We start from the raw sequence: 13,971 nt of genomic DNA on the forward strand, positions 1-13,971 counted from the left end.
CGGAGGTCCCGTACCGCCCTCGCCCGGTGTGGCCCGGAGCACCCGCGTCGGCGCACCTGTCCCAGAGCGCCTGTTTCAGAGCGCCTGTTTCAGAGCACCTTGGACAGGAACGACTGCGTCCGCTCGTGCTGCGGGTTCGTCAGGACGTCCCGCGGGTGGCCGGATTCCACCACCACACCGTCGTCCATGAACACCAGGCTGTCGCCCACCTCGCGGGCGAAGCCCATCTCGTGGGTGACGACGACCATGGTCATGCCGGACTCGGCGAGGTCCCGCATGACGTCCAGGACGTCACCGACCAGCTCCGGGTCCAGGGCCGAGGTCGGCTCGTCGAACAGCATCAGCTTCGGGTCCATCGCCAGCGCCCGGGCGATCGCCACGCGCTGCTGCTGGCCGCCGGAGAGCTGCGAGGGGTAGTGCCCGGACCGGTCGGCCAGGCCCACGCGCTCCAGCAGCTGCATGGCGCGCTCCTTGGCCTGTGCCCGGTTCGCGCCCTTGACCTGCACCGGCGCCTCCATGACGTTCTCCACGGCCGTCATGTGCGGGAACAGGTTGAAGCGCTGGAAGACCATGCCGATGTCCCGGCGCTTCATCGCGACCTCACGGTCGCGCAGCTCGTACAGCTTGTCGCCCTGCTGGCGGTAGCCGACCAGCTCGCCGTCGACGTACAGCCGCCCGGCGTTGATCTTCTCCAGGTGGTTGATGCACCGCAGGAAGGTCGACTTGCCGGAACCGGAGGGGCCGATGAGGCAGAACACCTCGCCCGGCTTGACCTCCAGGTCGATGCCCTTCAGCACCTCGACATGGCCGAAGGACTTGTGGACGTCCTGCGCCTTGACCATCGGGACGGTGCCCTTGGCCGGGGTGTCCTGGTTCTTGCTCAGCTTGTCGGTCATGCCATGCCTCCCTTAGGCCGGCCCAGGGAGAGCATGTTGGTCTTCACCTTCTGCCACGGCGTCGCCGGCAGCTGGCGGCTGGAGCCGCGGGCGTAGTACCGCTCGATGTAGTACTGGCCGACGCTCAGCACCGAGGTCATGATCAGGTACCAGGCCGCGGCGAGGAAGTACATCTCCACCGGGGCGCCGGAGTTCTGGCCGATGTCCTGGGCGTAACGGAACAGCTCGGGATACTGGACGGCCGCCACGAGCGAGGTCGTCTTCAGCATGTTGATCACTTCGTTGCCCGTCGGCGGCACGATCACGCGCATCGCCTGCGGGATGACCACCCGGCGCAGCGTCTTGCCGTGGCTCATGCCGAGCGCGTGGGCCGCCTCGGTCTGGCCCTCGTCCACCGCCAGCAGGCCCGCCCGGCAGATCTCGGCCATGTACGCCGCCTCGTTCAGGCCCAGGCCGAGCAACGCCGTCAGCAGCGGCGTCATGAAGTTCGACCAGTAGTCCTTGTAGAACGGCATCAGGTTGATGTACTCGAAGACCAGGCCCAGGTTGAACCAGAGGAACAGCTGGACCAGGACCGGGGTACCGCGGAAGAACCAGATGTAGAACCAGGCGATGGACGAGGTCACCGGGTTCTTCGACAGCCGCATCACCGCGAGGACGATGCCGCCGACGATGCCGATCAGCATCGACAGCACCGTCAGCAGGAGGGTCTTGCCGACACCGGTGAGGATCCGGTCGTCGAAGAAGTAGTCCGGCACCGCGTGCCAGTTGATCCGGCCCTGGCCGAACGCGTAGATGATCGCGACGAGGATCGCGATCGCGATGACGGCGGAGACATAGCGTCCGTAGTGCCGGACCGGAATGGCCTTGATGGCCTCCGCGCCGGCCGGGGGCGTGTCCACCGGCCCCGCCGTCTTGTCGATGTCAGTCACGGGAATTGCCTCTCAGTGGCCGCTTGGTACCGCGGGTCACTTACCGCCGTTGATCACGGACTCCTTGACGGCGCCGTCCTGCGCGCCCCACTTTTCGAGGATTTTCTGGTACTCGCCGTTCTTGATGATCGCGTCCATCGCGGCCTGGAGGGCGTCGCGCAGCTGGGTCTCCTTCTTGGAGACCGCGATGCCGTACGGGGCCGCCTCGACCTGGTCGCCGACGATCTCGAAGTCCTTGCCGCCGCCGGAGGTCTTCACCGCGTACGCCGCCACCGGGAAGTCGGCGGACACGGCGTCCGCGCCGCCCGAGCGCAGCCGGGTCTGGGCCTGCTGGTTGTCGTCGAAGGCCTCGATGGCGAGCTTCTTGCCGCTCGGACACTTCTTGGCCTGCTGCTTGGCCAGGTCCTCCGAGGTGGTGCCGCGCTGGACGGCGAGCTTCTTGCCGCACAGGTCGTCCCAGGTCGTGATGCCCTTGGTGTCGCCCTTGCGGGTGTATATGGAGACGCCGGCGGTCAGGTAGTCGACGAAGTCGACGCCCTCACCGACCTTCTTGCCGGTGTCCGGGTCGACGCCCTCCTGGCGGTTCTTGTTGTCCGTCATGGCCGACATGGCGATGTCGTACCGGTCCGAGCGCAGACCGGTGAGCAGGGCGTCGAAGGTGCCGTTCTGGAAGTCGAACGTCACCCCGAGCTGCTTGCCGAGGGCCGCCGCCAGGTCGGGGTCCAGGCCGACGACCTTGCCGGCGGAGTCCTTGTACTCCACCGGGGCGTACGCGATGTCCGAACCGACCCTGATCGTGCCCTTGCTCCGGATCTCCTGCGGGAGCTTGTCGGCGAGCGGGGCGCTGCTGGCGGAAGCGCTGCCGGAGTTCTCGTTCTTGTCCTTGGTCTGGTCACCGCAACCGGTGATCAGCAGGGCCCCTGCGACCGCGATCGCGCCGGCCGCGGCCAGACGGGAGCGCGCTGCGGTCGTACGACGGGTGGAGCTTGCGGTCATCGTGGTTCCTCCGGCGGATGGAAGAGTTGCCGATGGGTCGACGGAAACACACACCTTCGGGTGTCGCGACCTCGTGGGTTTACGGCATCTTGCCATTCGGTCTGCGCCAATCAGGGGCGTCGCCATGTCAAAATCGGATAACGGGTGACCCCCGAACCGCATCAGGTCGGTACATCCCTGGTCCATCGCCACCGAACCATCTACGGGAATCCAGCGCGCCGGCCGGAAAATCTTCAGCCTGTCTCAGGATGCGGTCACTCCTCCGCACGCCCCATCGGTCGCTCTCGGGTGTTTTCGGGCCATTCCGGTCCACCGTCGCGCGTCATCTGCGTGTCGCCTTCCGGTTCCGGGATGTGACCTTGCACCTAATGGACTCGTCGCGGGCGCCGTCCGTCCGGTAAGAAGGTTCTTTACACCCCTCATCCGGGGCTCAGGGCGCGTGTGCGGCGCGCCCGTCGCGTATGAGCTCGTACGTATCCGCAATCGAGCCGTGCGCGGTGCCCGCCCACCCCTCACCAGGAGTGGTCGACCCTCAAACCATGCATACCTAAGGGGTAAAACAAAGTGGCAGCGGAGATCGTCAATCCTCGCAGCGACGGCACAACGGACCAGGACGGCGGGGCGGAGCCCCTCGATTCCTTCGATCCGGCGTTCGCGCTGCACCGCGGCGGCAAGATGGCCGTGCAGGCCACCGTGCCGGTCCGCGACAAGGACGACCTTTCCCTCGCGTACACGCCCGGCGTCGCTCGCGTGTGCACCGCGATCGCGGAAGCGCCGGAGCTGGTCAACGACTACACATGGAAGTCCAACGTGGTCGCCGTCGTCACCGACGGTACGGCCGTGCTCGGACTCGGGGACATCGGTCCCGAGGCATCCCTCCCCGTGATGGAGGGCAAGGCGATCCTGTTCAAGCAGTTCGGCGGCGTCGACGCGGTGCCGATCGCGCTCGACTGCACCGACGTGGACGACATCGTCGAGACCGTCGTCCGGCTCGCTCCGTCCTTCGGCGGAGTGAACCTGGAGGACATCTCGGCGCCCCGGTGCTTCGAGATCGAGCGCCGGCTCCAGGAGCGCCTGGACATCCCGGTCTTCCACGACGACCAGCACGGTACGGCCGTCGTGACGCTCGCGGCGCTGCGGAACGCGGCGCGGCTCAGCGGGCGCGAGATCGGTCAGCTGCGGGCCGTCATCTCCGGTGCCGGAGCGGCCGGTGTCGCCATCGCCAAGATGCTGGTCGAGGCCGGCATCGGTGACGTGGCGGTGGCCGACCGCAAGGGCGTCGTGTCGGCCGACCGGGGGGACCTGACCCCGGTCAAGCGGGAAGTGGCCGGCTTCACGAACAAGGCCGGCCTCACCGGTTCGCTGGAGGACGCCCTCGCGGGCGCCGACGTCTTCATCGGCGTCTCCGGCGGTACGGTCCCCGAGGAGGCCGTCGCCTCCATGGCCGAGGGCGCCTTCGTGTTCGCGATGGCCAACCCGAACCCCGAGGTGCACCCGGACGTCGCGCACAAGTACGCCGCGGTCGTCGCCACCGGTCGCTCGGACTTCCCGAACCAGATCAACAACGTGCTGGCCTTCCCCGGGATCTTCGCGGGCGCGCTCCAGGTGCGGGCCACGCGGATCACCGAGGGGATGAAGATCGCCGCCGCCGAGGCGCTGGCCGCGGTGGTCGGTGACGACCTCGCCGCCGACTACGTGATCCCCTCTCCGTTCGACGAGCGGGTCGCTCCCGCCGTCACGGCGGCGGTCGCCGCCGCCGCGCGGGCCGCGGGCGTGGCTCGTCGGTGACGTGGCGCCGAGTGGCTTCGAGTAGCTCGGAGGAGCTTCGAGTAGCTGCGAGGGTAGCTGCGAGGAGCGCCTCGAAGTGCTGGGTGGTGCTTCGTAGAGCTGGGTAGTGCTGACCGGCCCCGTCCGTGCGGACGGGGCCGGTCCTTTGGTCCACCGCCCGCCCGTCCCGGGGTTCGGACGGTGCCGTTCGGGGGTGCCGGTGGTCGTGCGCCGCACGGGTGCCGTTGCGCAAGAGGGCATGTGTCACACGGGGGCCTGGTTCCGTCGGCTGCATCGCGCACCTATCGTCGGCAGCATGTTCGCCGTCTACGCCGCCCGAATCGACCGCGACCAGCCGCTCACCGGCCTTGAGTTGGGGGAGCGCCCGGCTCCCGAGGCCCGTCCCGGCTGGAGCACCGTCACGGTGCGGGCCGCTTCCCTCAATCACCACGACCTCTGGTCCCTGCGGGGCGTCGGCCTCCCGGAGGACCGGCTGCCCATGATCCTCGGCTGCGACGCCGCCGGAGTCGACGCGGACGGCAACGAGGTCGTCCTGCACTCCGTCATCGGCCAGACCGGCCACGGCGTCGGCCCCGACGAGCCGCGCTCCATCCTCACCGAGCGGTACCAGGGCACCTTCGCCGAACAGGTCGCCGTGCCGACCTGGAACATCCTGCCCAAGCCGAAGGAGCTGTCCTTCGCCGAGGCGGCCTGTCTGCCGACCGCCTGGCTGACGGCGTACCGGATGCTGTTCACCAATGCCGGGGTACGACCCGGTGACTCGGTCCTCGTGCAGGGCGCGGGCGGCGGTGTCGCCACGGCCGCGATCGTCCTCGGCAAGGCCGCCGGACTGCGGGTCTTCGCCACCAGCCGGGACGAGGCCAAGCGGAAGCGGGCCCTGGAGCTGGGCGCGGTGGAGGCCGTGGAGCCCGGGGCGCGGCTGCCGCAGCGGGTGGACGCCGTCATCGAGACCGTCGGCGCCGCCACCTGGTCCCACTCCGTGAAGTCCCTGCGGCCCGGCGGGACGCTCGTCATCTCCGGTGCCACCAGTGGGGACCGGCCCTCCCACGCCGAGCTGACCCGGATCTTCTTCCTCGAACTGAAGGTGGTCGGCTCCACCATGGGCACCAAGGACGAGCTGGAGGACCTGCTCGCCTTCTGCGCCGCGACGGGGGTGCGACCCGTCATCGACGAGGAGCTGCCGCTGGACCGGGCCCGGGAGGGCTTCGAACGGCTGGCTTCCGGGGAGCAGTTCGGGAAGATCGTGCTTACCAACTCCTGAGGTTCGGCGGGTTGTTGGGCTGAGGGGCCCAACGGTTGAGAGGCGGGTCCGGTATCTCGGGCCCGCCTTTTGCGCGGCTCGACTGTCAACTGGGGTTGACGCTTGAAGGGTGTCAACCTAGATTGACAGTATGAGTGAGGCAACCGATCTCGCCGAGCGCGCTGGTGACCGTGATCCACGGGTCGGGCTGCGGGCCGTGGCCGCGCTGCGCCGGCTGCTGGAGCAGCTGGAGGCGGTACAGGTGCGCAGTGCGCGCAATCAGGGCTGGTCGTGGCAGGAAATCGCCGCGGAGCTGGGTGTCAGCAGGCAGGCCGTGCACAAGAAGTACGGGAGGCATTGATGTTCGAGCGGTTCACCAAGGACGCCAGGGCGGTGGTCGAGGGTGCGTTCGTGCACGCGCGGAACGGCGGGGCGCGGTCCGTGGACGCCGAGCATCTGCTGCTCGCGCTCCTCGACCGGGAGGGCAGCCGGGCGTCCTTCGCGCTGTCCGCCCTCGGGCTCGCGGAACCGGAGGCGCGGGAGCGGGTACGGCGCGAGGTGGGGGAGGCCCGGCGGCGGGCCGGGCTGACCCGGGCCGACGCGGACGCGCTGGCCGGGCTGGGGATCGACGTGTCGGAGATCGTGGCGCGGGTGGAGGAGGTGCACGGCGTCGGAGCGATGTCCGGTGACCGGGGGCGGGGTGGGAGCCGGGCGGGGTGGCCGTCGGGCGGGCGACGGCCCGGCTTCGGCCGGGGGGCGAAGGGGGTGTTGGAGCGGGCGCTGCGGATTGCCCTGGCTCGGTGTGATCGGGGGATCGGTGATGAGCATCTGCTGTTGGCGCTCACCGTGGTGCCGGGGGTGGCGGGGGAGGTGTTGGCGGATCACGGGGTGACGTTCGAAGGGGTGTCGCGGGTTTGCCCGGCGGCTCGGGTGGCTGGGGGGTGAGCGTCGGCTTCGCCTCGGCAGTGTCTTCCCACCCGCCCGCCGACCCGGTCCGCTGAGAGGTGGGCGCCTCGGGGCTCCGCCCCGGACCCCGGATGCTCTCCCGACCGTCCGCCCGACTCGGTCGGCTGGGGAAGGGCGTCCGGAGGCTTCGCCTCGGGGGCGGGGTGACCGGCCGCCCCGCCCGGGTCGGGCGGGTCGTGGGGGGCCTCGGCCCGGCTCGGGCGGGTTGAGGTAGGGGCCTGTCTGGCTTCGACCGTGGGGAGGCTTCGGCGCCCGCCCGGATCGCTCGGGGAGGCTGGGCGGCTGGGCGGCCGGTCGGCTCGGTTGGTTGAGGTGTCAGGGCCTGGGCTGGGCTCGGTCGCCTGGGGTGTCGGAGTCCTGGCTCGGTCGGCTGGGCGGTCGGTCGGCTGAGTGCCAGAGTCCTGGCTCGGTCGGCTGGTGTCAGGCCTTGGGGGTGTGGAGCAGGGCCGCGATGTGGGCCGCCGCTGTGGAGAGGTGGTGGCGGGCCTCGCGGAGTTGGGTGGGGGTGACGCCGTGGTCGCGGGCCGCGTCGCGGATGTCGTCGCGGAAGCGGTCCAGGAGGCGGTCCAGGTCGCGGGCCGGGTCGCCGGTGGTGTCCTCGTGGGCCCAGGAGGGCTCGTAGTCGGCGGGGAAGTCCTCCCGGGGGGAGGTGTGATGCGGTTCTTCGGTGGGGCGGCCGAAGGTCCAGTCCCTGCTGAAGTCCTTGCTGAAGTCCTTGCCGAAGTCCCCGAGTTCCTTGGCCAGTTCCGTCAGGCCCTCGCGGACGCCGGTCGGCCAGTCGCCGCGCGTGAAGTGGTCCTGGACGCGGTCCTGGACGCGGCGGGCGATGCGCTGCATCTCCTCCTGCGCCTGGGCCCGCGCCCGTGCCTGTGCCTCCTGGGCCTGGCGGCGGGCCCGCTGGGCCTCCTCGCGGGCCCGGCGACTCTCGTCCTTGGCGCGCCGCGCCTGCTCCTTCCACTCCTGCTTGACCCGGCGCATCTCCTCCTTGGCGGTCTTCCAGGCCTCCTTCTCGCTCATCTCGCCGTACTCCCCGAAGGCGTGCTCGGCCCCGGACGCCTTGGTGCCACGGCGGGCCTCGGAGGCGGCGGCGCGCACCTCGCGGCGCAGGTCGCCGGCGGCGCCGCGCACGTCGGCCCTTATCTCGGCGGCCAGTTCCGCGACCGACTCGCGGATCTCCAGCTCCAGGTCGGCCAGCTCACCGCTGCGGTCGGCGAGTTCGGCGCGGCCCGCGTCCGTGATGGCGTACACCTTGCGGCCGCCCTCGGTGGTGTGCCGGACCAGGCCCTCCGCCTCCAGCTTGGCCAGGCGGGGGTAGACCGTGCCGGCCGAGGGGGCGTAGAGGCCCTGGAAGCGTTCCTCAAGAAGCCTGATCACCTCGTAGCCGTGACGCGGGGCCTCGTCGAGCAGCTTGAGCAGGTACAGGCGGAGGCGGCCGTGGGCGAAGACGGGAGGCATGTCAGAGCACCTTCTTGTCGGTCGTGCCGTCGGCCGGGTCGCCGGTGGAAGCGGTGCCACCGGTGGCACCGGTGGTGTCGCCTGCGGCGTCCTGGCCGGAGACGGAATTGTCTCCCGGGGTGCCGGGGGAGTGGTCGGCCGGGTGGGGCCCGGTCTCCCAGGGGGTGCTCTCGTCGTCGTCCCGGGGTGGGCGGCGCAGCAGGGCGATCGAACCGGAGACCGTGGTGGCACGCAGTCTGCCGGTGCCGGCGCCGAGGCGGCCGGTGATCTTGTGCGTGCCCCACTGGCCGTGCACCCGCAGACCCTCGAAGGCGTTGGAGATCGTGCCGCTCGCGGTGTTCGCCTCCACCTCGGCGTCGGCCGGGTGCGGCAGGCGGATGGCGATCTCGCCCGAGACGCTGGTGAGGCCGATGTCCGTGGGGCCGTCCGGGTCCAGGTCGACGATCATGGAGCCGCTGACGGTGTCGGCGCGCACGGAGGAGCCGGAGCCCTCGACCACGGTCAGGTCGCCGGAGACCGAGTGGTACCGCAGGTCGCCGGTGACCGCCTGGGCCTCCAGGCTCCCCGAGACGGTGTCCGCGCGGACCGGGCCCGACACGCCGACCAGGGTGGTGTCGCCGGTCACCCCCTTGACCACCGCGGGGCCGCGGATGCCGGAGACGACCGCGGCGGCGCCGACCACGCCCACCTCCACGCGCGTGTCGGCGGGGACCGCGAGGGAGACGACGGCGCTGCGGCGCCAGCCCTTCCGGTCGAGCCACTTGAGGAAGCCCTTCCAGGGCAGGTCCTCGTAGGCCACCGTGAGGGTGCTGCCGTTCCGGGTGACGATCAGGGGCGGGCCTTCCAGTTCCGAGACCTCCAGGCGGGCCGAGCCCTCGTCCGTGCCCACCACGTTCACCGTGCCGTTGACGATGCGGACCTGGAGGTCGCGCACGGGGGTGTCGAAGGTCAGCTTCTGGGGTTCGGTGACGGACCACTCGGGCATGGGGGGCCTCCTCGGCTGGCCAGGACACGTGCCGCGACGCGCCATATCGCGTTCTCCGAGAATCACGATATATCGTGGCTGCCGGAAGTCAAGGCGCCCATTCGGGGGACGCAGCGGCGGGGGCCGACCGAGCCCGGCTGTCCAGCCCGAGCCCGACTGGTCCCGGCCGAGTCCGTACTGGTCCGGCCGAGTCCGAACGGTCCCGGCCGAGCCCGGCCAGGATCCGGCGGCGACATAGGCTGGTGGGAGTTGTTGTCAGGCTGATGTATCTGCTGGAGATGGGCACCGATGTACTTCACCGACCGCGGTATCGAGGAGTTGGAGAAGCGGCGTGGCGAGGAAGAGGTCACCTTCGAGTGGCTGGCGGAGCAGTTGCGTACGTTCGTGGACCTGAACCCGGACTTCGAGGTGCCCGTGGAGCGCCTGGCCACCTGGCTCGCGCGGCTCGACGACGAGGAGGACGAGTAGGGGCGATCATCGGCCGTATCGTTCGCCGGCACCCCTCTTCCCCTCCCCCTCTTCCTCCCCGGGAGTTAGCCTTCTCCTCCCATCGGCGAACGGGGGCGTCATGGCTAAAGGAATCGAACGCGTGCGCCTGGACGACGGCACCGTCGTCTGGGCGAGGATCAGCGCCGCCGCCGAGGAGGCGCTGGACGAGGACGGCTACTGGGACACCGGGCTCGGCGACCGGGTCATCGACATGGCGGGGGGACTGGCCGGCACGGTCGGTGGCGTCGTGCGCTCCCTGCGCGCCGGTCTGGACACACCGGCACCCGTCGAGGTCTCCGTCGGCTTCGGTATCGAACTGACGGCGCAGTCCGGCAAGATCGTGAGTGCCATCGCCGAGGGCGGCGGCACATCCTCCCTCACCGTGTCCCTGACCTGGACCGAACCGGCCACGGCAGCGGACGGCGCGGACCCGGCGGCGGCGGGCGGCCCGGTCGTACCGCCGCAGTCCCCGGCTCCCGGCGCCGTATGAGCGCCTTCGACGAGATGGTGCGCCCCTCCCTCGCGCGCATCGGCGCACCGGGTGACGGGTATGCAACGGACCGTGACTCGTACTGGGGGTCGGGGTTCTTCATAGCCCCGGGTTGGCTGTTGACCTGCGCCCACGTCGTGGGGAAGGGGGGAGCCGCGGTGTGCCGAGGGCAGAGCGCCCTGAGCGTGACCTGGCAGGAGCGCACCGCCGACGGCGCCTGGGAGCCGCGCGGCGGCACCGGGACGGCCGTCGTCGTCGCGCCCCGGCCCGAGGCCGGGCGGCCGGTGCGTGACCCCTGGCCGTTCCCCGACCTCGCGCTCGTCCGGGTGACCGGCGCCGACGAGGTGCGCTGCCTGTGGCTCGGCGACCGGGAAGCCGGACCGCGCACCCCGCTCGGGCTGTACGGCTGGTCGGTGCAGACCGGCGAACTGGGCATCCGGCAGGGCAGCGGCGAACTCGCCGGTTCCGACGCCCGCGCCCTGCTGCTCACCGGCATCCTCCCCGTCGGCGGACTCTCCGGCGGACCGGCGCTCGACCTGCGGCACGGCTCCGTCATCGGTGTGATCAAAGGGCGCCGGCGGGAGGAGGGCGTCGCCGTACCGGTCACCGCGCTGTACGAACTGCTGGACTCGCGCGAGGCCGGGCGCGCGGTGCGTGAGGTGCTGCGCGCCCACGACCTCCACCACGCGAGCCTCCTCGGCGCCCCCTCGCCGTACCCGCACTGGACCGCCGTCCAGGCCACCCTGCCCGGTCACGCGTCCTCCGTCTCCGGGATCACCACCGAACTGCGCACACGGCTCTACGGCCATCTCGCGCACCTGCCGCCCCCGGCCGGGGCGGGTGAGGTCGTCCACCTCGTGGAGGACGTGAAGGAGCAGGTGCGGGGCGAACGGCTGCCGTCGCTGGTGCTGCGGAACGTCCGCACCTGGCGCGAGGGCGCCGCGCTGCTGTACGGCCTGCGCACGCTGAACCCCGGCGGCGGTGGCACGCTGGTCGACCTGGACGCCGTACTGCTGTTCGCCGCCCGGGTGGCCCGCAAGGCCGCGCGCGAGCACGCCGGGGAGGTGGAGGCGGGGCGGCTGCGGGCGTTCACCGAGTGGATAGCCGGGCAGGCCGCCGGCCACCGGCACTGGGCGGTCGGCGAGGCCATCCGCGCGCTGCTGGAGGGCGCCGAGGGGGCGGGGCCGGCCGACGGTCCGACCCCGGCCGTGTCCGGTGGGCTGTCCGGCGGCCGGCCTGACGGTCCGTACGACAGCGGGCTCCGTGGCCCGTACGACAGCGGGCTCGGTCGCCCGCCCGGCAGTCGGCCCGATGGCATGTCCGGTAGCCCCTCCAACGGAGTGCCCGTGTCGAACGGAGCGGTCGTGACTCCCGCGCAGGCCATTCCGGCGCAGAGCGGAGCCGTCGACGTGCCGACGCCGGTCGGCGCCCTGGAAGCGCCGTCCGCCGTCGAAGCGCCGTCCACCGTCGAGTGCCTCGGCATGCCGTCACCCACCCAGCCCGGCGCGGCGCCGCTTCCCGCGGGGTCGGCCCACCCGCCCGAGGGAGGCCGCGCGATCCAGCCGCACGTCACCGCCCCCTCCCTCCCCACCCCTTCCCCCGACACCCGTACCGACGTCCTCGTCAAGGTCGGCCCGGCCACCTACGGCCGGCACCCCTGGAGCGTGCAGCTGATCTACGGCGGGCAGGACGTCACGCCGGTCGACGGGGACGACCGGGGTGTGCGGGCCGAGGAGCTGGCGCGGGTGCTGCGGGAGCCGTTGGCCACGGCGCTGAACCAGGGGGACCACGGGGAGCATCTCGCCGCGATCGAGGTCTTCCTGCCCCGCAAGCTGTTCGACCTCCCGGTGGACGACTGGTCGTTGCTCCCCGGTCTGTCGGCCACCTCGGCCACCTCGGCCACCACAGCCTTCGAGGGCGGCGAGGACGACGAGGACGACGACCTCGTGGACGAGCGGGCCCTGCCGCTCGGGATGCGGCGGACCGTCGTCGTCCGGGACGTCCGGCGCAACGGCCTGCCGCCCTCCCCGGAGTGGCGCCGCCGCTGGAAGGGCGTCCTGCGCGGACCGCTGGCGCACGGGACGCTGCACGGGCGGCCCGCAGCCGAGGGGCATCCGCCGGGGGTCCGGGCCGGGGGCAGGTTCCCGTACTACGGCGCCCTGTCGGCGATGAGCGACGCATCCGTGCCCGTCTACTGCGGTCCCGTCGGCAGCGGTGAGGGGTACGCGGCGATGCGGGACGCGCTGCGGTCCGGGCACGCGGTGGTGCTGTGGCGCCGCGACCAGCACGATCACGACGAGTGCGGGGACTTCCACCGGCAGGCCGCCGACCTGCTGGGCCTCGCCGGGCACGCGGACGGGCTGCACGGTCCGGTGCGCGATCTGCGCATCCGCCTGGCCGACCCGGACACCGCCCGGGCGCACGGCCTGCGCGGCAAGATCGCCGTACTGTTCGACCCGCCACCGGACCGGACGCCGTACGGGACGGAGAGCATGCGACCGCCGCCGCTGGCCGCACCCGGCGGCTGACCCGCCGGCGACCCGCCGCTCCCGGTGGACATCCCGTCAACTCTGCTGAGTCGGACGGCTGTTCGGGGGAAGCGGGAGGGGGCGTCGTACGCCGCGAACCTCGGCGGGCGCGGCCGACGGGCGGTAGCCTCGTACGTCGGACGGCCGGGCCCGCTGCATGATCACCAGAGCCGGGAGGAGCCCAAGGTGAACGACTGGCGGATCTACCGCGGAGTGGGTCAGCCGCACGACGGCATGCGGCGGTTGCCGGCGCCGCCGCCCTGGCGTGACTTCGCCGCCTCCCGGGACGGCGCGGACAGCGGCCCGGAAGATCCCAGCAGCGCCCGCCGGCTCGGCGTGCGCCGCCGGCTGGTCGAGAACTACGCGCCCCGGCCGGCCGAGGTCGACGCGGTCAACGCGGCCCTCTATCTGCGCCGGCCCCTGCTGGTCACCGGCAACCCGGGTACCGGCAAGTCGACCCTGGCGTACGCGATCGCCCATGAGCTCGGTCTGGGCAAGGTGCTGCGCTGGCCCGTCGTCAGCCGTACCACCCTCCTGGACGGCCTGTACCGGTACGACGCCATCGCCCGCCTCCAGGACGTCCAGCTGGAGCGCGCCGGCGGGGGCGACCGCGCTGCCGCGGCCTCCGGGATCGGCTCCTACATCCGCCTCGGACCGCTCGGCACCGCGCTCCTGCCCGCCGAGCGGCCCCGCGTCCTGCTCATCGACGAGCTGGACAAGAGCGACCTCGACCTGCCCAACGACCTGCTCAACACCCTGGAGGAGGGCGAGTTCTCGGTCCCCGAACTGGAACGGCTGGCCGACCGGGAACCCGTCGTCGAGGTGCTCACGCACGACGGCGACCGGGTGGCCGTGCACGGCGGGCGCGTCGCGTGCACCGCGTTCCCGGTGATCGTGATGACCTCCAACGGCGAACGCGACTTCCCCGCCCCGCTGCTGCGCCGCTGCGTCCAGCTCGAACTGGACCCGCCCGGCGAGGAGCAGCTCACCGCCATGGTCGAGGCACACCTCGGCACGGACGGCGTCGCCGCCGGCGGCGACCTCATCCGCCGCTTCCTGGAGCGGGAACCCGGTGAGGTGCTCGCCGCCGACCAGCTCCTCAACGCCCTGTTCCTCACGCAGTACGATCCGCACGCGCAGGGCCTCACCCGTGAGCGGATCGCCGAGATGCTGATGCAACCGCTCGACCGTACGAGGTGAGAGGCG

13 protein-coding genes are annotated in these 13,971 nt (G+C 71.7%); 8 read left to right on the forward strand and 5 right to left on the reverse strand.

From position 1 onward, the window contains the following. Positions 1-89: 89 nt before the first annotated feature. Genes IE294_RS35835 through IE294_RS35845 form a run of 3 tightly spaced genes read right to left on the reverse strand, consistent with a single transcriptional unit; the run spans position 90 to position 2,824 of the window. Entirely contained in the window at positions 90-842 is a 753-nt protein-coding gene (locus IE294_RS35835) for an amino acid ABC transporter ATP-binding protein (RefSeq protein ID WP_189893249.1), read from the reverse strand. Positions 843-892: 50 nt separating this feature from the next. Continuing rightward, positions 893-1,828 (reverse strand): amino acid ABC transporter permease, encoded by a 936-nt coding sequence (locus IE294_RS35840; protein ID WP_189893171.1) that lies wholly within the window; start codon positions 1,826-1,828, stop codon positions 893-895. A 36-nt stretch (positions 1,829-1,864) separates the two neighbouring features. Further along, positions 1,865-2,824 (reverse strand): ABC transporter substrate-binding protein, encoded by a 960-nt coding sequence (locus IE294_RS35845; RefSeq protein ID WP_014674934.1) that lies wholly within the window; start codon positions 2,822-2,824, stop codon positions 1,865-1,867. 564 nt (positions 2,825-3,388) lie between these two features. Here IE294_RS35845 and IE294_RS35850 point away from each other — a divergent pair. From IE294_RS35850 to IE294_RS35865, 4 genes are all read left to right on the forward strand, one after another. After that, positions 3,389-4,612, forward strand: a complete 1,224-nt coding sequence (locus IE294_RS35850; protein WP_189893172.1) for an NAD(P)-dependent malic enzyme — start codon at positions 3,389-3,391, stop codon at positions 4,610-4,612. A 295-nt stretch (positions 4,613-4,907) separates the two neighbouring features. Further along, positions 4,908-5,873, forward strand: coding sequence for a zinc-binding dehydrogenase (locus tag IE294_RS35855; RefSeq protein ID WP_030992977.1), 966 nt, complete (start codon positions 4,908-4,910; stop codon positions 5,871-5,873). A gap of 130 nt (positions 5,874-6,003) precedes the next feature. Further along, positions 6,004-6,213: a helix-turn-helix domain-containing protein gene (locus tag IE294_RS35860; RefSeq protein WP_014674937.1), complete on the forward strand. Its 210-nt coding sequence runs from the start codon at positions 6,004-6,006 to the stop codon at positions 6,211-6,213. Next, on the forward strand, positions 6,213-6,797 hold the full coding sequence (locus IE294_RS35865; RefSeq protein ID WP_189893174.1) for a Clp protease N-terminal domain-containing protein: 585 nt from the start codon (positions 6,213-6,215) through the stop codon (positions 6,795-6,797). Before IE294_RS35860 ends, IE294_RS35865 begins: the two co-directional genes overlap by 1 nt. Positions 6,798-7,238: 441 nt before the next feature. Here IE294_RS35865 and IE294_RS35870 read toward each other — a convergent pair whose 3' ends face one another. After that, positions 7,239-8,273, reverse strand: a complete 1,035-nt coding sequence (locus tag IE294_RS35870) for a PadR family transcriptional regulator (RefSeq protein ID WP_189893176.1) — start codon at positions 8,271-8,273, stop codon at positions 7,239-7,241. A 1-nt stretch (position 8,274) separates the two neighbouring features. Continuing rightward, positions 8,275-9,258 carry a DUF4097 family beta strand repeat-containing protein gene (locus tag IE294_RS35875; RefSeq protein WP_189893178.1) on the reverse strand — a complete coding sequence of 328 codons (984 nt, stop codon included), beginning with the start codon at positions 9,256-9,258 and terminating at the stop codon, positions 8,275-8,277. A 288-nt stretch (positions 9,259-9,546) separates the two neighbouring features. Here IE294_RS35875 and IE294_RS35880 point away from each other — a divergent pair, with 288 nt between their 5' ends. The 4 genes from IE294_RS35880 (at position 9,547) to IE294_RS35895 (ending at position 13,965) form a co-directional block, all read left to right on the forward strand. Beyond that, the gene (locus tag IE294_RS35880) at positions 9,547-9,726 is read left to right on the forward strand and encodes a DUF6104 family protein (protein ID WP_014674941.1); all 180 of its coding nucleotides are present in this window, start codon (positions 9,547-9,549) and stop codon (positions 9,724-9,726) included. A gap of 100 nt (positions 9,727-9,826) precedes the next feature. After that, complete coding sequence (locus IE294_RS35885) at positions 9,827-10,237, forward strand: CU044_2847 family protein (protein ID WP_229917639.1); 411 nt, start codon at positions 9,827-9,829, stop codon at positions 10,235-10,237. Between the two features lie 14 nt (positions 10,238-10,251). Beyond that, on the forward strand, positions 10,252-12,765 hold the full coding sequence (locus IE294_RS35890; RefSeq protein ID WP_229917649.1) for a VMAP-C domain-containing protein: 2,514 nt from the start codon (positions 10,252-10,254) through the stop codon (positions 12,763-12,765). A 186-nt stretch (positions 12,766-12,951) separates the two neighbouring features. Next, complete coding sequence (locus tag IE294_RS35895; RefSeq protein ID WP_189893180.1) at positions 12,952-13,965, forward strand: AAA family ATPase; 1,014 nt, start codon at positions 12,952-12,954, stop codon at positions 13,963-13,965. Positions 13,966-13,971: the final 6 nt, after the last annotated feature.

Source organism: Streptomyces canarius, assembly GCF_014650735.1.
GTDB lineage: Bacteria > Actinomycetota > Actinomycetes > Streptomycetales > Streptomycetaceae > Streptomyces > Streptomyces olivaceoviridis.